Origin of the sequence: Bacillus sp. MM09(2025) (genome assembly GCF_050496725.1) — a bacterium.
GTDB classification, from domain to species: Bacteria; Bacillota; Bacilli; order Bacillales; family Bacillaceae; genus Bacillus; species Bacillus pumilus.
Window position 1 is genome coordinate 578023 of the sequence record NZ_JBNWEN010000001.1, and the last position, 21029, is coordinate 599051.

18 protein-coding genes are annotated in these 21029 nt (G+C 42.0%); 1 reads left to right on the forward strand and 17 read right to left on the reverse strand.

The features are described 5' to 3' along the window. Positions 1-132 precede the first annotated feature (132 nt). From ACQYAC_RS03020 to ACQYAC_RS03080, 13 genes are all read right to left on the reverse strand, one after another. Positions 133-1593 carry a CoA-acylating methylmalonate-semialdehyde dehydrogenase gene (locus tag ACQYAC_RS03020; protein WP_429942685.1) on the reverse strand — a complete coding sequence of 487 codons (1461 nt, stop codon included), beginning with the start codon at positions 1591-1593 and terminating at the stop codon, positions 133-135. Positions 1594-1938: 345 nt separating this feature from the next. Continuing rightward, entirely contained in the window at positions 1939-3270 is a 1332-nt protein-coding gene (locus ACQYAC_RS03025; RefSeq protein WP_429942686.1) for an alpha-glucosidase/alpha-galactosidase, read from the reverse strand. Positions 3271-3304: 34 nt separating this feature from the next. Then, positions 3305-4135, reverse strand: a complete 831-nt coding sequence (locus ACQYAC_RS03030; protein WP_429942687.1) for a carbohydrate ABC transporter permease — start codon at positions 4133-4135, stop codon at positions 3305-3307. Then, positions 4135-5067, reverse strand: coding sequence for a carbohydrate ABC transporter permease (locus ACQYAC_RS03035; RefSeq protein WP_061408030.1), 933 nt, complete (start codon positions 5065-5067; stop codon positions 4135-4137). Before ACQYAC_RS03035 ends, ACQYAC_RS03030 begins: the two co-directional genes overlap by 1 nt. Positions 5068-5097: 30 nt before the next feature. Further along, a complete protein-coding gene (locus ACQYAC_RS03040; RefSeq protein WP_429942688.1) occupies positions 5098-6351 on the reverse strand; it encodes an ABC transporter substrate-binding protein in 1254 nt (417 codons plus the stop codon). 218 nt (positions 6352-6569) lie between these two features. After that, entirely contained in the window at positions 6570-7610 is a 1041-nt protein-coding gene (locus ACQYAC_RS03045; protein WP_169056614.1) for a LacI family DNA-binding transcriptional regulator, read from the reverse strand. 178 nt (positions 7611-7788) lie between these two features. Then, a complete protein-coding gene (alsE, locus tag ACQYAC_RS03050) occupies positions 7789-8484 on the reverse strand; it encodes a D-allulose 6-phosphate 3-epimerase (RefSeq protein WP_429942689.1) in 696 nt (231 codons plus the stop codon). 17 nt (positions 8485-8501) lie between these two features. Next, a complete protein-coding gene (locus ACQYAC_RS03055) occupies positions 8502-9764 on the reverse strand; it encodes a PTS ascorbate transporter subunit IIC (protein WP_180310710.1) in 1263 nt (420 codons plus the stop codon). A gap of 26 nt (positions 9765-9790) precedes the next feature. After that, on the reverse strand, positions 9791-10057 hold the full coding sequence (locus tag ACQYAC_RS03060) for a PTS sugar transporter subunit IIB (RefSeq protein WP_058015619.1): 267 nt from the start codon (positions 10055-10057) through the stop codon (positions 9791-9793). A gap of 13 nt (positions 10058-10070) precedes the next feature. Beyond that, a complete protein-coding gene (locus ACQYAC_RS03065; protein ID WP_429942782.1) occupies positions 10071-12143 on the reverse strand; it encodes a BglG family transcription antiterminator in 2073 nt (690 codons plus the stop codon). Positions 12144-12789: 646 nt separating this feature from the next. Next, positions 12790-13245 carry a hypothetical protein gene (locus ACQYAC_RS03070; protein WP_429942690.1) on the reverse strand — a complete coding sequence of 152 codons (456 nt, stop codon included), beginning with the start codon at positions 13243-13245 and terminating at the stop codon, positions 12790-12792. Positions 13246-13260: 15 nt separating this feature from the next. After that, positions 13261-14856 (reverse strand): T7SS effector LXG polymorphic toxin, encoded by a 1596-nt coding sequence (locus ACQYAC_RS03075; protein WP_429942783.1) that lies wholly within the window; start codon positions 14854-14856, stop codon positions 13261-13263. A 323-nt stretch (positions 14857-15179) separates the two neighbouring features. Then, the gene (locus tag ACQYAC_RS03080; protein WP_058015696.1) at positions 15180-15599 is read right to left on the reverse strand and encodes a MarR family winged helix-turn-helix transcriptional regulator; all 420 of its coding nucleotides are present in this window, start codon (positions 15597-15599) and stop codon (positions 15180-15182) included. Between the two features lie 169 nt (positions 15600-15768). Here ACQYAC_RS03080 and ACQYAC_RS03085 point away from each other — a divergent pair, with 169 nt between their 5' ends. Next, the gene (locus ACQYAC_RS03085) at positions 15769-17289 is read left to right on the forward strand and encodes an MDR family MFS transporter (protein ID WP_429942691.1); all 1521 of its coding nucleotides are present in this window, start codon (positions 15769-15771) and stop codon (positions 17287-17289) included. A 39-nt stretch (positions 17290-17328) separates the two neighbouring features. On the opposite strand, the gene ACQYAC_RS03090 is transcribed toward ACQYAC_RS03085, so the two are convergent. From ACQYAC_RS03090 to pfkB, 4 genes are read right to left on the reverse strand one after another with little or no spacing between them, the layout of a single operon-like run. Continuing rightward, the gene (locus tag ACQYAC_RS03090) at positions 17329-18198 is read right to left on the reverse strand and encodes a class II fructose-bisphosphate aldolase (protein ID WP_429942692.1); all 870 of its coding nucleotides are present in this window, start codon (positions 18196-18198) and stop codon (positions 17329-17331) included. 2 nt (positions 18199-18200) lie between these two features. Further along, complete coding sequence (locus ACQYAC_RS03095) at positions 18201-18659, reverse strand: PTS sugar transporter subunit IIA (RefSeq protein ID WP_012010167.1); 459 nt, start codon at positions 18657-18659, stop codon at positions 18201-18203. 15 nt (positions 18660-18674) lie between these two features. Next, entirely contained in the window at positions 18675-20090 is a 1416-nt protein-coding gene (locus ACQYAC_RS03100) for a PTS fructose transporter subunit IIC (protein ID WP_058015608.1), read from the reverse strand. Positions 20091-20102: 12 nt separating this feature from the next. After that, positions 20103-21017 (reverse strand): 1-phosphofructokinase, encoded by a 915-nt coding sequence (gene pfkB / locus ACQYAC_RS03105; RefSeq protein ID WP_050944847.1) that lies wholly within the window; start codon positions 21015-21017, stop codon positions 20103-20105. Between the last annotated feature and the right edge of the window lie 12 nt (positions 21018-21029).

Consider the following 21029-nt stretch of genomic DNA (forward strand, 5'->3'; position numbering starts at 1 on the left):
TACAAAGGATGATTTCTTGGGCGAATCGCTGCTAAAACAACGATGAAAACCCTTACTTTTTGACTAGAAGACAACAAAAAATGCAGTTCTCCTTTTGGAACTGCATTTTCTTAGCTTATTCATGATTGTTGATCATATATAACGCGCGGTCACCATTTTTTTTCTTGTATAAAACTCCACCCCATCTGTTCCATTGGCGTGCAAGTCCCCGTAGAAAGAATCCTTCCAGCCGGAAAACGGGAAAAATGCCATTGGTGCGGGAACACCGATATTGACGCCGAGCATCCCTGCTTCGATGTTTTCGCGAAATTCTCTGATGCTTGATGCACTGTCTGTGTACAGGCAGGCACCGTTTGCAAATTTTGATTGATTGGACAGGTCGATCGCTTCTGTCAGTGAAGAGACACGAACAATTGATAAGACTGGGGCGAAAATCTCGTCCTGCCAAATTTTCATTTGATTTGTCACATGGTCAAAGATCGTTGGTCCAACGAAATACCCTTTTCCATTTGTTTCGTGATCTTTTCTGCCATCTCGAATGAGACTTGCGCCTTCTTCAATCCCTGACTGAATGTATTGAAGCGTTCGCTCCTTATGTTCCTCTCGAATGACTGGACCAAGAAAGACCTCTTCATTTATTCCGTTTCCAATGACGAGCTCGTTCGATTCATCAACTAATTTTTGAATGAGCTCATCTCCCACTTCTTCTTCCACAGCGACAACGGCCGCGGCCATGCAGCGCTCTCCTGCTGATCCAAAGGCAGCACCAATGATTTGTTTTGTTGCCGCGTCTAAATCTGCATCTTTGAGGACAATGGAGTGATTTTTTGCTCCTGCAAGTGCTTGGACACGTTTGCCATGCTCTGTGCCTTTTTTATAGACGTATTCTGCGACTGGTTGAGAGCCGACAAACGAAATGGCTTTGACCTTTTGGTGTTCAAGCAGACCATTGACAACATCGTGAGCCCCATTGACAATGTTGAGAACACCTTTTGGAAGACCTGCTTCTTCAAATAGTTCGGCTAAACGTGCGGCAAGAATCGGCGTGCGCTCTGAAGGTTTTAAAACAAACGTATTTCCGCAGGCAATGGCAAGCGGAAACATCCAGCAAGGGACCATCATCGGAAAGTTAAATGGTGTAATCCCCCCGATGACGCCTATTGGATAGCGGTACATGCCAGATTCGAGTCCAGATGCGATATCTGGTAATTGTTTTCCCATCATTAAGGTTGGTGCACCAGCGGCAAATTCGACACATTCAATTCCTCGCTGCACTTCTCCTTTTGCTTCTGTTATGCTTTTTCCGTTTTCAAGCGTGACGAGTTCAGCCAGTTCATCCCATTTTTCAACGAGTAACTGCTGATATTTAAATAAAATGCGCGCGCGGCGGGGAACGGGAGTTTTCGACCAAGTGGTAAATGCTTCTTGTGCTGCCTGTACCGCACGTTCGACATCTTTTTTTGTTGAAAGCGGTACTTCTGCGATGATCTCACCAGTAGCTGGGTTATATACTGCCTCTGTTTGACTAGTTTCTGCCTCAATCCATTGTCCGCCAATATAATTTTTCAACATTTGTACATCTGTTTTGGTCATGTTCCCTCTCTCCTTTTTATGAAAAAATGTCATGCTTATAGGATGTGTTTGGTTGTCATTGTCTCATCAAATGGGCGCCCATCAGTATACACTCTTTGTCAAATATTATTGTCGTTTTGGTTTACGTTGTGATAAAAGCTTGCTCTAACGTGTGAAAGGTTGCCGCCCATCCCTTTGGTTGTGAGAAATGATTCCCGAATGCGATTCATTCATGGTGATTTTTTGGTTAACTCTTGATTAACTTTAGAAAAATCATAATATTAAAAACGCTTTCAGTCAATCCTCTTTTTGCAGCATAAAAAAACCTGATGCGCGTTGCATCAGGTAGAGGCTGGTTTATTTCTGTTAGTTGGTTGATGCGGTATATTGATTCGGTTCTGAAAAATGCGGGAGCATCTCACCATGTGCTTCAATGAGTTCATCGCATAATTTGATGATGTCATCAATCGATAGTTCAGCGCTTGTGTGTGGATCAAGTAATGCCGCTTGATAAATGTGCTCTTTTTTGCCGCTAATTGCTGCTTCAATTGTCATGAGCTGTGAGCTGATATTGGTCCGGTTGAGCCCAGCCAGTTGTTCAGGGATCTCTCCGACATAGCATGGCATGATGCCGCTCCGATCTGCAACACACGGCACTTCGACACACGCTTTTTCAGGCAGGTTGTGAATGAGACCGCCTGTGTTCAGCACATTCCCGGCAAATTTAAAGGGAACGTTCGTTTCAATCGCTTCAATGATACGAGAACCATATTCTTTTGAGCGAGTATGTGTGATCTGTGTATTGCCCACAAGGTCATGCTTCATGGTATTCCAGTTGTTGATTTGCTCCTCGCAGCGTCTCGGGTATTCATCAAGTGGAATATTAAATTGACCGATCAATTCTGGATAGCGCGATTTGATAAAATAAGGGTGGTATTCGGCGTTGTGTTCTGAGGACTCAGTGACATAGTAGCCGAATTTATCCATCAACTCAAAACGTACCATATCATGATGCCGTGATTTCTGCTTTTCTTTGGCTCTTCTTTTGATGTCTGGGTACAAATCTTTTCCATCCCGTTTCACTTCTAATAACCACGCCATATGATTGATGCCAGCAATTTTTTCTTCAATGCCTTCATGATCCATTTCAAGTGATTCAAATAGATCCTTTGTACACACTTGCACGCTATGACAAAGACCTACCGTTTGAACCGTTGTATAGCGCAGCATCGCACCTGTCAGTGTGGCCATTGGATTTGTGTAATTTAACAATAAAGCATTTGGGCAAACCTCTTCCATCTCCTTTGCAAAATCAAGCATCACAGGAATTGTTCGAAGGAAGCGGAAGATGCCGCCGATGCCAACCGTATCTGCAATCGTTTGTCTTAACCCATATTTTTTTGGAATCTCAAAATCAATCACGGTGCTTGGCCGGTAGCCTCCAACCTGGATGGCATTGATTACATATTTTGCGTCCATTAAGGCTTCCTTTCGGTTGTGATAGGACTTAATGGTCACATGTGCACCGTAGTTCTCTTTTAAATGGCGGAGCATCGTTTCTGATTCTTTCAGCCGCTTATGGTCGATATCATATAAAGCGAATTCAAAACCGCTTAGTGCAGGGACGAACAAACAATCTCCTAATATATTTTTAGCAAATACGGTACTCCCTGCACCGATAAATGTAATTTTAGACATAGACGACTCTCCTTTTAACATCAAATATATGGAACTACCCTTTGACAGAGCCTTGTGAAAGCCCTGCGATAAAATATTTTTGCAACAGTAAAAACATTGTCACCATTGGCAGCATCGCAATGAGCGCAGCGGCACCAACGAGCTGGAGCTGATGTTGATTTTGACCAAAAAAATGGGATAGGGCGACTGTGAGTGTATGCATCTCTTTATCTTGCAAAAAGAAGATGGCAAATTGATAGTCGTTCCAAATATACACACAGGCAATGATTAAAACAGAAGCGGTAATAGGTTTCAGAAGTGGAAAAACGACGGTGAAAAAAACTCTAAATGTCCCCGCTCCATCAATACGGGCTGCTTCTTCAAGCTCCTTTGGAATGGTCGACCGGATAAAGCCTGCGTATAAGAAAATGGTTAGCGGTAAAAAAGCAGCGACATTATTTAAAATAGCGATTTGATAGGTGTTCATCATCCCGATCTGAACGACCATTTTATAGAGCGGGACAAGGGCTGTGAGTGGTGGAATGACCATAATGGCGATGAATAAAACATAAACTGCTTTATTCAGTTTTGTGTTTCTTCTTGCGAGCGGATAGGCTGCAAGAGAGCCAAGAAAGATAAGGCATACAGCAGAGCTGAACGTAATGATCACGGTATTCAAAAAGGATTGACCAAGCTGAGCCTCTGTCCATGCCGTGCGAAAGTTTTCAAGATGGAGCACTTTTGGAAACAGCCATTTTGAACTGAAATCTCCTATCCTCTTTAATGATGTCGTCACCAAGATATAAAATGGAATGAGATGAAACAATGTCACCAAAAGGGCGAGGAAGGAGTACCATCTCTTCTTACGTTTAAAAGCATTTTCCATCACACCTCGGTCTCCTTTCGTTTGAAATACATCAGCGCTGCGACACTAATGACAAGGATGATGACCGCCATGAAAACCCCTTGCGTTGCTGCATAGCCTGCATCCTGACGTTTGAAATACAGATCATACATAAAGGTCGACATTGATTGTGAGGAATCTCCCGGTCCGCCGCCAGTAAGCGCCACAATGACATCAAAGAGCTTGAGCCCGCCAATGACATTCAGCACAACATTAATGGTAATAGACGGTATAAGGAGTGGCAATGTGATTCGCCTGAATTGCTGGAGGCTGGATGCGCCGTCTAATTGTGCGGCTTCATAATAATCCTTAGGAATGCTTTGCAGTCCTGCTAAATAAATGATCATCGCAATCCCGACGAATTGATAGGTGTTGACGAGCACAATGATCCATGTGTTTAATTGCGGATTGCCGAGCGCATTCATTTGATCAAATCCAAAAAGCGCCACCACATCGTTTAAGGCACCGCCTTGGTAAGCAAACACAAAATACCAAATATAGCCCATCGCAATCGGACTAATCATGACAGGTAAATAGACAACTGTTCTTGTGATCGCTCTCATCTTTAAGCTTTGATTTAATAAAAGAGCATATCCAAGTCCAATGATATTTTGTAAGATGGTGCTCCCGATTCCGTATAGAAGCGTATTTTTAACAACAAGCCATGTCGCTGGGTCCTGAAGCAGACGTTTATATTGATCAAGCCCAATCCATTCATAAGTTTGTGAAAACCCATTCCAATTCGTAAAGGATAGCTGAATGCCGTTCAAAAAAGGATAAATGATAAAGGTACTGACAACGAGAACAGCAGGCAAGTACATCCACCAAAGGGATGAATTTTGGCTTTTTTTCATTTTCTGCTTCGGTAAAGAGGTGAATGCGGCTGGCTGCTGAGTTTTTGTGATGTCATTCATTGGCTTCACTCCTGTTTCAGCATGCGCCTGCTATTGTTTTTTCAGACGCTTATATTCCTCTTCCATCTTCTTCGATAATTGTTCTGGTGTGATGGAGCCTGCTAATAATTCTTGACCCGATGTTGCCATGACTGCCCACATGCCGCTTGGTAAGTATTTTCGATCGAAATACGGTTCAATCTTCACCTCTTCGTATTGATCGTAAAACGTAGAATAATAGTTTTTTGCTTTTACTTGCTTTAAGGCTGCTTCAGATGAGGTGCCTTCTGCGATTTTTTTCGCATTTTCAGGCTTTGCGAGAAAATCGATGAATTGTTTTGCTTCTTTTAGATGTTTGGAGTCTTTCCATGCAGCGACCGTAAACCGTTCTCCTCCAATCCAGCTTTGTTTATCTCCTTCATGAATAGATGGAACTGGCATCGTGCCGACTTTGGTCGATGGATTGAGTTCAGACGCTTCAGGTCCTAAAGAGCCTCCGACAAAGGTGAAGGCTATTTTGTTTTGTGCCATCAGTTCAGGTGCTTGAGATAGTTTTGCTGTGAGGACATCTTTGTTTAAAAGATCTTGATCTTTCAAGTCCTTTATGAACTGTGCAAGCGGTGTATAGAGAGACCAATCAAATGATCCGTTCTCAAGTTCTTTTCCGTAGTGATGGTTTGGACCGGTGATCAATAAAGGTGTGGCGAGTTCATCAAAGACTTGGGCGATATTTGAGTTGTCTCCTCCTGGTATCCAGAGCGGCACAACCTCTCCTTTGCTCTTTTCCTTCACTGTCAGCAAAGCCGATTGGAATTCATCAAGTGTTCTAGGTACCTCAATGTCATAGTCCTTTAATAGATTGGCATTAAAGCTAAGCCCGTCTTTTGCTTGATTCAGCGGATATGCGTATACTTTGCCATCTTGATCTTTTAAAATTTGATCGAGTGAAGGATCAAGTTGTTTCACCCAATTCATCTCTTTTAGATCAGCGACATACTCGCTATAGCGAAGTTTGGCCCAGCCGTGTGTGTCAAACAGATCCGGCATATCGTTTGCCCCCATTTTGACACGAATCGTATCTTCATAGCTGTTGCCTGGGAAGTTGGCATCGATTCGAAGATGTGGATGCTCTTTTTCAAACTCACGAATCACTTCTTCAAATGCTTTTCTTTCCCCGCTGTTGCTCATCGTCGAAAAGAGAGTTAAGGTGACCTTTCCGTTTGCTTCAGACGTACCGTTGCTGCAAGCAGACAAAAAAATGGTCAAGACAAAGGCCGCAGTGAGCAGCATGATTTTTTTATTCATGGTTTCCTCCTTTTGATCACTGAAAATTCAGACGATAATCGGTAGAATTCATGCAGTTGCGGAAACAAAAGAAGTCCATTATACTGGAATTCTATTCTTTTCAAAGAGATAAGAGAGCATCCAGGTAGGCTGCCTTGTTCTTCGCATGATCTGGCCATCATGCGAAGCAGCTTGCTTTCTGCTTTTTTGTCTCTTTTTTGTTTGCTGAAATCTCGGGTTCACCCCCTTTCATGGATGAGGCATGTGCTGCCTCTTTCGATGAGTTTTGTTGGCACGACGACTTTTAGAGGAAGCTTTCTGCCGTTTATTCTCTCAAGCAAAAGCTTCAAACCGACTTGCCCCATTTCTTCTGTATATACTTTGACGGTTGTAAGTGGCGGGCTTGAAAATGAAGCTGCTTCAATGTCATTAAACCCAACAATGGATACATCTAAAGGAACACGTAGACCGGCTTCATTGAGCGCGCGCATTGCGCCAATCGCCATTGAATCACTTCCGATAAAAAAGGCTTGTGGCAGATTTCCTTTTGTTATGGCTTGCTTCATGAGCGAATAGCCTTCTTGCATGGAGTATTCCCCAATATGGATGTCATCCAGATGAAGACCACCTGCTTCTTGCATTCTCTTCATAAACGTCGTTTGTCTTTCGTCCTCAATCACAGCATTCCCTTCGAAATAATGCTCACGCTCCTTTCCGCCAATATAGCCTAGATGTGTATAGCCAAGCGATTGCAAATGGCGAATTGCTCGATCTGCCGCTCTGACAAAATCAACATGTACACAATCATACAAATCCTCATCCGCATAATGATTGATAAAAACAATGTGTTCCATTCGATTAGTCATTTTTTCAACCGTATCAGGACTGATTCGTCCAATGACGATCAAACCGTCAATATCTTTTAGCATCGCGCCTTTATCCATGCTTCTCAGGCGAAAGGTATGGAGGGTGGACAGCCCTTGTTTGGCATATTCTTTTTCAATTCCTTTTCGAATCGATGAAAAAAAGGGATCATTTAATTCTTCGTCAATGGATTGAGCGACTACGATACCGATGACTGGGGATTCAGATGGGCTTTTTTCCTCTGCTTGATCGGCTTTTCTTGCTCTCACGGGGGTATAGTTTAACTTCTTGGCAATGTCGAGGATGTTTTGTCTTGTTGCGTGAGAAACGGCAAGGGTTTGATCGCCATTTAACACACGGGATACAGTAGAAACGGACACTTTTGCATCATGAGCAATATCTTTGAGTGTGGTCATAGGCAAACTCCTCTTGGTTTTTGACTAAATATTTACTAAAGATATTTGAAGGATACCACGTTGGTAAAGCGCTTTCAAGTGTGGATTTGTGATTTTTTATTTTATTTTTGAGTATGTTTTGGTTGGATGCAAAGGTTTAGTAAAGTTGCGTAAAAAAAGAGGATTGTTTCATCCTCTTTTACTCACGTGATTCAATTGAGGCTGTTTCTTTTGAAAACAATTGCTTCATTGTCTCCCAAGCCGTGTCGAGTTGCTGGTGAAGGCCGAATAAACCTGAGTTTCCGATAATATAGATCTCGTTTCCCGCCTCAGCAAGCTGCCGGAACGTGTGCTCATTACAAGAGCCGTCTACTTCAATTGAAAATGAGTATCCTCTCTTCTCTTTTACCGCTTTCACCTGTTTAATTTTCTGAAGCATTTCTTTAATAAAAGGCTGACCTGCAAAGCCTGGATCAATCGTCATGATCGTCACTCGGTCTATTAAATGTAGATAGGAATCTAATGCTTCAATTGGTGTGGCCGGATTTAAGACAAATCCGACCTCACAGTCTCTTTGATGAATATGCCGAATGATCCTAAAAACGTCTCTTTGCACAACCTCTGGGTGTAAGCAGATCATGCTTGCCCCTGCATCAATGCAGGCATCGATTAAAAATTCTTGGGGAGATTGTGCCATAAGATGCACATCAATGGGTCGATCTGTTAGTTTTCGAAGCTGTTCTATGAAAAAGGGTGATAAGGTGATATTTTTCACGTAATGACCATCCATGACATCGACATGATATCGATCTGCCCTTGTGTTGAGAATATGAATATGTTCGCGGAAGTGCGTTAAATCCATACACATCAGTGAAGGTGAAAAAATGGCTGTCATTCTCAGAAGCCTCCTTTTTACAGTTGAAATAAAAGCTTGATCAATCCAATTAAGATTCCGATGATACCAAAGTCTGTATCTCCAAAAGTTGTCCCTTCAAAACCAAGGGTTCCTAACACAGGTAATAAACAAGCGGGTAAAAAGGAAAGAAGCAATCCATTCACAAAGGCCCCAGCAACAGCCCCTCTCACGCCTCCAGTTGCATTACCATACACTCCTGCTGTAGCGCCGCAAAAAAAGTGCGGGACAAGACCAGGAACGATGACAGTTAAACCAAACAAAGGTAAAAGAAAAATAGATACAATGCCTCCTGCAAAACTGCATAAAAAACCGATAATGACTGCATTTGGAGCAAATGGAAAAACGGTTGGTGCATCAAGTGCCGGTTTTGCCCCTTTCACAAAACGATCGGCAATTCCTTTGAAAGCAGGCACAATTTCACCGATTGCCATCCGTACCCCGGCTAAAATAATGTACACACCAGCAGCAAAGGTTATCGCCTGAATGAGAATGAAGACAGCGAAGTTCGTGCCCCCACTCATTTGTTCTATAAAGGGAATCCCAGCAAACGGTGCAATCGCAAAGAACAGCAAAGCCATCGTGATTGAAATGGCCACAGATGTATCTCGTAGAAAGCCGAGTGATTTAGGCACTTGAATGGTTTCTGTTGATCTCTCTGGACGACCGATCCATTTTCCAATCATTCCCGCTGTAAAATAACCGAAGGTACTGAAGTGTCCAAGCGCAAGATCATCGCTTCCAGTGACTTTCCTTGTGAATGGCTGAAGAATAGCGGGTGCAATGACCATAGCGGTTCCTAATATAATCGAACCGGTGGTGACAAGAAACGCTCCTTTCATTCCACCTGTCGAGAGAACGACTGCGAGCATTGCAGCCATATACAAGGTATGGTGTCCTGTTAAAAAAACGTATTTAAAGGGCGTGAATTTTGCCAATAACAAATTGACCAGCATGCCAAAAATCATAATGAGAGCTGTCTGTGTTCCGAATTCCTTTTGAGCAATGGCTGCCATGGCATCTGTATTTGGCACAACTCCTTGAATGTGAAATGCTGCTTCAAACATTTTTCGGAAAACTCCAAGTGAATCAGACACGACCGTTGCGCCTGCTCCTAATATTACAAAACCCATGGTTGTTTTTAAGGTGCCTGACACGGTATCTGCGGCTGATTTTTTCTGCAAAAGTAAACCGGCCAGCGCAAACAAACCGATGAGAATTGCCGGTGTACCCAATATATCGTTCATGATCAGTTCCATCATGATGTGAATCCCCCCTTTTTCGTGGCTTATATGTGTTTGCGAAGGACGTCTTTAATGGCTTCCTGGTCTAACAAGTTATTTAATCCAGCGACCTTTCTTGTGCCGTCATCCAGCTGATCGATAATGTCTGTTGCTCCGATATATAGATCAGCTTGTTCATTTTTACTTGTGCTGAGATCGGTATGGTCCACTTCAGCTGCAAGTCCTAACTCTTCTAATGCTTTTTTGACATTCATTTCCACGATAAAGCTGCTTCCTAATCCGTTTCCGCACACAACAAGAATTTTTTTCAATCTCTTTTTCCTCCTATCGTTGTGAAAATTGATCAATTAGTTTTTGCACCGATGCTAATTCCTTTGCTTCAACCAGTTGTTTCCTTCGCTTTTCATCACTTAACAGCATAGTCAGCTGTTTGAGTGCTTTTAGGTGGGTCATACTGTCAATGGCTGCTAGCACGATGATGAGACGAACCTGTTTTTTTTCATCCTTAGAGAAAAAAACGGGCCGTTCGAATGACATGAGTGACATACTTAATTCGTTCACGCCGTCCTCTGGTCTGGCATGTGGAATGGCTACTTGTGGTGCAATCACAATATAAGGTCCATTTTGGTCAACGGACTGAATCATTGCATCCACATAACCTTTCTGAATGGCATTTTGATCGAGTAAAGGCTGCGCTGCTTTTGTGATGGCCTCTTGCCATGTTTCTGCTGTTTGTTGGAGATGAATGGTTTTTTCTGTTAATAAATCGTTTAACACTGGTTTCCACCCTTTCTGATGGGATACATATGCGGGATGAAGCAGCTCTTTAAGATCACGAAGCAGTGCTTTTTCATTTTGTACGATGGTATGCTCTTGAATGATGTTGAATAAAGCGTTCACATTGTTCTTATCAAACATGGTTTCGGCACTTTCTCCATATTGAAGCAAGGTTTTTTTCTCATAGGCAGTAAGGATGGGATGAACGAGATGAACTGGCTTTCCTTTAAACGAAATAGGTGTTGTTGACACAACAAAGTCGACATCAATCGATGACAGTTGTTCATAAGAGCGCTTTGATAATAGATCACGTACTTCGATATAACCGATTAATTCGATAAGCTGTGTTTTCAGCATGTGACTTGTGCCAATTCCTTCGCCGCAAACAATGTATACAGAACACCGCACAATTGGCGAAATCCCTTCTCTTCTCATCCAACCACCAAAATGCATCGCCACGTAAGCAATTTCATGCTCACTTATCTTGGAGCAGGTCGCCTTTTCTAAATGACATACGACCTTTTGAGTGATATCAAACACCTCTGGCTGTGTTTTTTTAATAGATTCTGTTAATTCATTGTTGATATCAATGTGATAGATGAGTCTGTAATAGGCAGGGATGAGATGCATGGTTAAGTTTTGCTCTAAGGCTTCGTACTCTTGAAAGGAGATACATGCATACCGCTGAAAATCAAAAATCATTTGTCTGGCAATGGTGCGAATGAGATGCTCTTCTGGCTTTTGACTTGATGGAAGCTTTTGTTTCTTGGCGCTGAGCCATAGAGTGCTAAGAAAATAGATTTCATCATCATGAACTTGAAGACCCGTTTCTTTTTGAATTCGTGCCATGAAACGAATAGCCGCCAAGCATTCATCAGTTTCCTGCAATGTACGCTTTTCTTCGTTTGAAAGGTGTATAGCACGTCCTAGCTTCATCCGCTTAAAGTAGAAAAAGAGATCCAAAGACAGCTGATCCAGCATGTCATCAGCAAACTCGAGCTGAAGCTCTTGTTCTGACTGCTCGAGGAGATATTTTAACCTGTTATTTGAAATAGGCCCCTTTAACCAAAGAGATGGAAAAGCTTTTTCATTTTTTATCATGGTGCGAATGGAATGAATATAAGGTTTCAGAGCCAATCGAATCGCTCTTTCTTCTCCTGAAATTAAATAGCCGAAGGCTGCCTGATAGTGAAGCGTGAGCTGCTGCTTTGAAAGTGCTTCTTTTAGCTGTTTCATATCTTCAAGCAATGTATTCCGGCTCACTTTGGTGAGCTTCATAAAATCATCAATTTTTAGACATTTCTCACTGCATGCAATAGATAAGAGCAGAATAGCCCTTCTTTCCATTACACATGGTTCATAATCATCACCAACGAGAATGCTGTTCGCTTTTTGAATAATGACTTCTTTTTCATGTGGGTGTAAGTAGTAGCCAAGTTGATCTTTTCGCTGAACGCCACTAAGCTGATGTGTGTCCAGCCAGCTATTCATGCGTTTGATTTCAGAGTAGACAGTTCGAGTAGAGACATTCAGTCGATTCTGTAAATCTTCAATTGATAAATAAGATGTCGTGTGAATCAGCATTGATAGTAAAGTCGTGCCTCTTTTGGTTAAGTGCAGTTGGAATTCCTCCCTTCTTCTCTTTGGTTATAAGTCTAATCAACTCACATGCGTCAAAGAAGTCCAAATGTTTTCAGTAAATGCTGTGCAGGTTTTTGGGTGTTTTTTTGTTATAAGAAAAAGCACACTCGTATGAGTGTGCTTTGAGACTTGTATACAAGGAGTCATTTGTCTTCTGAAACGTGATAGAAAACCTTTGTAATGAGGTCATAGATGTACTGGAAAATCTTTCGAATGCTCCTTTTTAATCTTTCACAATGATTTTAGCACCCTTGATTTACACATAAAAACTTGAAAGGCATTAGCCAAACAAGGTTCATTTTGTTGCTTCATTTTAACTGCTCCTAGACAGCAGACATTCTTTGCTAGCTTCATGGAGAAACTCATCAATCTAATGCTTCCTCTGGTGAATCAATTTCCTGATGAAATGTCACACCTGAAAATCTTCTAACTCCTCTAAATAACTGTGGCTCTCATTTATTGAATCACCACTACAATGTATTATAATTAAAATCACCAATTATATTAGACAAGTGAAACCTTGATTCCATTAAAATCAAAGTAGTGGTGATGGTTATTCAAAATCATTGTTAAATGCGGGTTTTCAGATTGTGGCTGCTACTTAATCAATTAACCTGGATTATAATTAAATCGCGCAGTTTCCAATATGCAGTTCAAAATGTTTTTCTTCTGAAAATATCTGAGCGATTTTACCAGTTGCTTTATCTGCTACAATGATGTTGTGATTCTCTGAGGATAGCCAAATCTCTTCAATTGCCTTATCGAAATCTAGAGCTTTTACATTTGCCCAAACAGGAAAAGGGTCATTTACAACTAAAATAAACCATTCTCTTTTCTCTATCAGAAAATCTAGTGAATTTTTTAACCAAGCCATAACAGATACTTTGTCTGTAATTGTTAAAATATCAGAAGGTGTAGAGTCTATTTGACGAAATTGTTTTAATACTGCTTCACATAATTTTAGCCATTGAGAAGCATCATCTTCAAAATCAATTACCTCAATATAAGCTAATTGTTGTATTTTCTTTTTAGCATTCATAAAAGCTATTTTCTTTTGTATTTTTTCATTTTGATATACCATATTTTTCATTCCTCATTATTCATTGTAATAGATATGGTGATCACCATTTGGTCCATAAATATTTGAATACCTTTCTTTTTTAAAATCATAATTAAATGGGTCGGCACCCTCTTTCGGTTTCCCTGCGTGAGTGTGTAATTTTCCGTCATTAGTATGTTGTACTATAACTCTTTTTCCTTTTGGGGTATCAAATTCATAGTACCGCCCATGATGAGTTTGGTTAGAACTGTACTCATAATTACGATGTTCTTGTCCCTTCTTAAAAACATTATCTCCTACTTGCCATTGACGAGTAGGCTGTTGTGATCTAGGTATTTCCCCTAAATCCTTAGCGTGCCGCAAAGCCCTTTTTCGATTAAGTCCTTCTTGACTTTGAGCGTTTAACCCCGTCTTCCCTTGAAACCCTTTCACCCCAAACGGCAAAAGCATTCCAAGCGCCGCATTCATACTCGCCTCCTGCTGTTCTTTCGAGATCTTATTCCCGAACATATCTCTACCAGTAATTGCTTCGCTGAAGCCGTTGGTGGCGGTGAGGCCATATAAACCTTTTTGAGATGTTTTTAAGGCGTCAAAAGACTTTTGTGACGTCTTGTAAATGTCCACTGCCCTGACTGCAGCTGATGTAGCTTGGGTCGTTTTATAGACAGCCTTTCCGCCTTTGAAAATGCGTCCTGCCCAGCCGACGATTGGAATATATCCTGCGGCTGCCATGCCGCCTGCGGCGACGCGCTGTCCTGCGGTAAGTTCTTCGCCTGTGATCGGGTCGACGCCTGTTGCGGCGCGTTTTGCATCGTTCACGCCAGTCAGTTCATTCACGATATTCCCGCCATAATCGAGTGCTTTTTCATACCAAGGACGGTTGGCGAGCGCTTCTTGTTCCTTTGCGATCTCACGGGCTTCTTCTTGTTCTTTTTTGATTTTCAGATATTCAGAAGTTTGCTTTTCAATATCGCTTTTTGCTTTGTAGATTTCGCTATTTTGATACGCTTTCTTGTCAAAATTCATTGGAGAAATCGCTTTTCCATCATTTGTGGCATTCATCATTTCTGTGTACAATGCCCTTGTAGCTTGCTGCTCCGTTTCTGACAAAGCATATTCATTTTTTATATTTTGATCAAGCTCTCTTAGGTCTTTCACTGTCTTTTTTCGCTCGTCTTCCGCATCTGCAATCTTTTCATCAAAGGTTTGGCTATCAAATACTTCTAGAGAAATGAGGTCGTCGATGTCTTGAAAAATCGTTTTAAGTGCCTTTTTTTGATCCTTTACAATGCTTTTGGCATTTTTGATGCCCATATGTACAGCGTTGTCTAAAAAGTGTTCTTCTACAAAGGTATCGCCGCCAAAGTTTGTATCATCAAGTGTCCCAGAAACACCTTCATGGAACGCTTTTTGTTTATCTATGAAGCTGATAAACATGTCCACATTTCCGGCGAGCTCTTTGTAGAAACTTTTAATGTTATCGGCACCTTTTCCCGTGAAATCATCACCGAGATCTGCCATGCCTTGAAGTGTCTTTTTTAAATTGATCATTTGTTCGCGGAGTTCCAGGTAGTGTTTTGCTCTTGCGTCCATGGCACTTTCAAGTGCTTTTGCATCAAGTATCTTCCCCAGAAGAATTCACTCCTTCCTATTCATTGACAAGGTCAATTTTACCAACACAAAGTTTGTCATTAAATAGGAATATAGATACAAAAACAGTACTTAATATGTAAATGATCCGTGTTTTATTAGATTTAGCCTCGCCATCGTCAGTAATCATTAAGACACGATTTTTAAAACATCTTTTAATTAAAATCATTTGAGATGTTCCATTGTAAACAAGTGTTATAGAGCACTTCCATGGTAAGGAAGAGGGCACTAATTGAGCCAATTATAATCCGCGCTACCTTTTTTAAACAACTAATAGTAAAACACACCCTTCACATTGTGCTCTCTTACGACTTAGACTTAAGCAATTGCAGCTCTTGGTCCATAATATCTGCTGCTTCGGTAATAAATTGAATGATTAAGTCTAATTCTTCTCGTTTGTATTCGTTTGTGAGTTGTTTGGTTGATGCTGATAAGGATTGGAAGAGTTCTTTTACCTGTGATTTTCCTGCTGTTAATGGAACGATGATAACTCTTCGTTTGTCTTTTGGGTCCTTTTCTCTTTTTGCGTAGCCCGCTTTTTCAAGGCGGTCAATCAGAGCTGTGACTGCACCTGAGCTAAGACCTGTTTTTTCACTTAATTCTCCTGCTGTGAGAGGACCGAGTTCGTTTAACAAATCGGCTGATTTCAGGTCTGTTGGGAAAAGGCCAAGCGATTGTGCGGCCGCTTGGTGGAATAAAACCGTTCGTGTGGCGAGGCGCCTCATTGTATGGATGATCAGGTCTGCTCTGTCTTCTGCGACGTTCTTTATTGACAACTTGTTCTCCTCCCTTTAAAATAAATTATCTTGATCATCAAGATAAATGTTCTCTTACTTTATATTTAAGTTGATCATAGCAAAAATAAGGAGAGAACGTAAGCAGGAGGTAAATGAAATGAATCATGTGGATAAAGGCAAGGCATCCACTCGCTTTGTTGTCATCGGTTTGCTGTTAGGAATTTTTATGGCGGCGATGGACAATACCATTGTTGCAACAGCAATGGGAAGCATCGTAGCAGATTTGGGCAGTTTTGATAAATTTGCTTGGGTGACGGCTTCTTACATGGTGGCAGTAATGGCTGGAATGCCGATTTACGGAAAGCTTTCTGATATGTATGGTCGAAAGCGTTTTTTTCTGTTTGGACTTATTTTCTTTTTAATTGGATCAGCGCTGTGCGGTATCGCACAAACGATGGATCAGCTCATTATTTACCGAGCCATTCAAGGGCTTGGAGGCGGTGCCCTTCTTCCAATCGCGTTTACAATCATCTTTGACATCTTCCCGCCTGAAAAGCGCGGAAAAATGTCCGGTATGTTTGGTGCAGTGTTTGGTTTATCGAGTGTACTAGGACCACTCTTAGGAGCTATTATCACAGATTCAATCGGCTGGCACTGGGTTTTCTATATTAACGTGCCAATTGGTATTGTTAGTGTGTTCTTGATTGCCAGATACTACCGGGAATCGCTAGAACATCGCAAGCAAAAAATTGACTGGTCAGGTGCTATCACACTTGTCGTGGCGGTTGTGAGCTTGATGTTCGCACTTGAGCTTGGCGGTAAATCTTATGCGTGGGATTCAGTGCAAATCCTCACCCTTTTTGCCGTGTTTCTTGTGTTTGGTACCATCTTCTTTATTGTTGAGCGAAAAGCGGAGGAACCGATTATTTCATTTTGGATGTTTAAAAATCGTTTATTTGCGACATCTCAAATTTTGGCGTTTTTATATGGCGGAACATTTATTATTCTTGCTGTCTTCATTCCTATTTTCGTTCAGGCGGTGTACGGTGAATCAGCGACAAGTGCAGGGTTCATTTTAACACCGATGATGATAGGGTCTGTCATTGGCAGTATGATTGGCGGAACGATGCAGACGAAAGTGCCTTTCAGACGTCTTATGACGATCTCTGTTATTTCATTTTTCGCGGGGATGCTGCTTCTTGCCAATATGTCACCAGATACAGCTAGAATTTGGCTCACAATCTTTATGATGATATCAGGCTTTGGTGTCGGCTTCAGCTTCTCCCTTCTGCCGTCAGCTTCAATGAATGATCTAGCCCCTCGTTATCGAGGCAGTGCAAACTCGACCAATTCATTTATGAGATCACTTGGGATGACACTTGGTGTCACGATTTTTGGGACGATTCAAACCAATGTCCTATCGAATCGCTTAGCAGAAGCCTTTAGCGGAATGAAAGGAGCCTCTTCTCAAATAGGCGATCCACAAGCCATTTTTCAAGAAGGTGCCCGCTCACAAATTCCGCCTGATATTTTAAATAAAGTCATTGATGCGATGTCACAAAGTATTACGTACGTATTTTTGATTGCGTTGTTTCCTATTGCTCTTGCAGCGATTACGGTCCTGTTCATGGGAAATGCACGTGTACGCACATCAAATGAAATGAAAGAAAACGAATAATGTGAAAAAGCAGAGCTTAAGCGGCTCTGCTTTTTTGTTTCACTGATATAGAGGATGGGCTTTGCCCTCACTGCCAACGATACGTATTTTCGATGTGACCATATCTTTTGCTGCTTGTTTCGCTTTTTGTAAATACATCCGTGGATCTAAGCTTTCCGGTTCGTTTGAGAAATGATCACGAATGGCTTCAGAGTACGCATTTTTTAATTCAGTTGAGACATTGACCTTTGCCATACCAAGTGCCACACATCGTCTGACGTCTTCATCCGGAACAGCGGAACCTCCGTGCAGCACAAGGGGAACATCGACCAGCGATGCAATTTGTTCAATGCGGTCAAAGTCAATATCCGGTACCCCTTTATAAATGCCGTGTGCAGTACCAATTGCAGGTGCTAAAGTTGGTACCCCAGTTTCTTCTACAAATTGACGGCATTCTGATGGAATGGCTTTTTCAGCATCCTTTTCATCGACAACGATATCATCCTCTACGCCGCCCACCTTGCCTAGTTCAGCTTCAACGTTCACCCCTACTTTTAATGCGAGGTCCACCACTTCTTTTGTGCGGCGAACATTTTCTTCATATGAATGCATCGATGCATCGATCATGACGGATGTATATCCCGCTCGAATACAGGTGAGAATCACATCAAAGTCCGTACAGTGATCGAGGTGCAGACCGATCGGGATTTGATATTGATCAGCCGCCGCTTTGACTGTATCTGCAATCGCTTTTGCTCCAAGAGATTGAACGGTTCCAACCGTTGTTTGCAAAATGACAGGTGATTTTAATTCTGCCGCCGTTTCGAGCACCCAATAAATACTGTCAAAGGAATGTACATTGAATGCAACGATTCCGTATTTATCTTTTTTCGCAGTCTCAAGCATTGGTGTTGTGGATAGTAAAGGCATGATCAAACATCCTCTCTCGTTAAAATATCTGTTTCTAATACAGTCAGCATGTCTTCATTTGTTCTTGTTTCCAGCAGCTTTTGTCGTTTCGCTTCATCCATTAATCCTCGTGAAAGGGCAGAAAGTGCCTTTAGATGAGTGGTCCCTGCTTCACTTTTGGGGATTAGTAAGGATAAGAAGAAAAAGCAAGGTTTCCCATCAAAAGCGTCCCATTCAATGCCTGTTTCTGTGCGGACGATCACGAGTGCTGGTTTTGTGATGGCGTCTGTTTGTGTATGCGGAATGGCAAATCCATCTTGAAATCCAGTTGTGCTCAGTGCTTCTCTTTCAGCTAAGCCTTTTTTCACATCCTCTGGTGATGTACAAATACCTGCTTTGTAGGCAATATCAGCAATGGCTGCGAAAACGCCAGCCTGTGACGACGCGGTTTCATGAAGATTCATATAAATATGTTCCATTATTTCTCTTCCTCCCTATTAAACTGCGGGTTTGTCTATTTTTTTACGATACAGTCCGTATAGAATGGCACCTACAAGTGATCCGATCAGTATGGATAGTACCCACTGGAATGCGCCTGTGACGACTGGAAGGACAAGGAATCCGCCATGCGGAGCTGGAACCTGTACGCCAAAGAGATACGTCAATATAGCAGAGATGGCGGAGCCAAACATGATAATTGGCAGGACAACGATCGGGTTTTTAGCCGCAAATGGGATGGCCCCTTCTGTTATATGTGTCGCTCCTAGAATATAGTTGATGGCCCCTGCATTTCGTTCCTGCGGTGTGAAATGTTTTCGGAAAATCGTTGTGGCAATCGCAATGATAAGCGGTGGTGTGATACATGCTGCTGACACACCTGCCATGAAGTAAAGGTTACCTTCTGCAAGTAAAGCCGTTCCTGTGACATAGGCTGCTTTGTTAAAAGGTCCTCCCATATCAAATCCACACATCGCTCCAACAATTAAACCTAAGAGCAGCGGATTCGTGGATTGAACAGCTGAGAGAAAATCCATTAATGAATTATTTAGACCTGTGATTGGAACTAATAGTGGTGTCATCACAGCCCCAATTAAGAATATACCGATGACAGGATAGATGAAGATTGATTTTAATCCGTCAAGTGATGCAGGTAATTTTTGAAGCAGGAATTGAAGGAGTACGATGATATACCCTGCTGCAAAACCTGCGATAATACCACCTAAGAATCCGGCGCCTCCATCGTTTGCAAGCAGGCCGCCGATAAATCCGACAACCATCCCTGGGCGTTTCGCGATTGAATCAGCGATAAATGCTGCTAAAATAGGCACCATTAAGCTAAAGCCTAGTCCGCCAATGTTTTTCAAGTAGGCAGCAAACGGATGATATGTTTCATGCTGAGGATCAGCTGAGTAAATACCGAATAGAAAAGATAAAGCAATTAAGACCCCGCCTCCAACAACAAATGGAAGCATGTGTGATACACCGTTCATTAAATGTTTGTAGATGGTGTGTATCCACTTATTCGCCGACTTTTGTTGAGCTGGTGAAGGAGCAGATGTTTTTTCTGTTCCAGAAGTTCTTCCTTTCACTTGATGAACGGGTGCTTCTCCATTCATAATGCCTTGAATCAGTTCATTTGGCGTGCGGATACCCTTCGCTACAGGCACTTCAATCAGTGGTTTGCCGTGAAAACGATCTGTATTCACATCTTTGTCAGCTGCGACAATGACCCCATCGGCCTCCAAAATGTCTTGATCGGTTAAAGCGTTTTCAATTCCTACTTGACCGTGCGTTTCAACTTTGATATCGACCCCTAGTTGCTCAGCAGCTATTTTTAATGCTTCAGCTGCCATAAATGTATGTGCAATGCCAGTTGGACAGCCAGTTGCAGCGACAATTTTTTTACGGCTCATGTGTATTCCCCCTTATATCTTGTCAATGTGTACTTGATCAATTAATGAATGAATGTCATGTAAATCACTTAAGCCTTTAGAAAATGCAGTAGATGCGCCTGTTGCAATGCCGTAACGTAAGCATTCTTCAGGTGAATGACCTTCAAGCTGTTTACTAAGAAAGGCTGCGAGCATCGCATCTCCAGAGCAAGCTGTGTTTACCACAGTACCTGTCGGTGCGTTTCCTTTTAAAACGGCGTCTTTTGTAATGAACAAAGCCCCTTCTCCCCCGCGGGAAATAAGCACTTGCTCTGCACCCATCTCAATGAGCTTTTCTCCTGATTGAATGAGTTCTTTTTCTGACATAGGATGTGTTTTGCCGAAAAAAGCAGCGATTTCTTCTTCATTCGGTTTTAATAAATACGGCTTGTATTGAAGTGTCTCAAGAACTGCTGCGGAGCTTGTGTCTAAAATAAACTTGACGTTGTGCTGATGACAAATAGCTGCTACTTCTGAAAAAATGCTGGCTGGTACGCCCTTTGGCAGGCTGCCTGACATGATCAGGATGTCCCCCTGCGGGATGGCCGCTATTTTTTCACGAAAGGCGTGAAGCGCTTTTTCTTCAATCGCAGGTCCCTGGTTCACGAGCTTGTATTCTTCAGTCGTATTAATAAAAACATTAATGCGTGTAATTCCTTCAACTGAGATAAAATCGGTTTGAATGGAAAGGTCCTTTAAGGATTGTTCAATATAAGAGCCTGAAAACCCAGCAATAAATCCTAATGCAGTGCTGGTGAATCCATATTTCTTTAACATAATGGAGACATTGACTCCCTTGCCATTCGGCTGATAATCTTCATCTTCCGTGCGGTTGACTGCATTTGCCTTCATTTCTTTTAATGCAATATATAGGTCAATAGCAGGATTTAAGGTGCAGGTATAAATCAATTGGTTTCACCT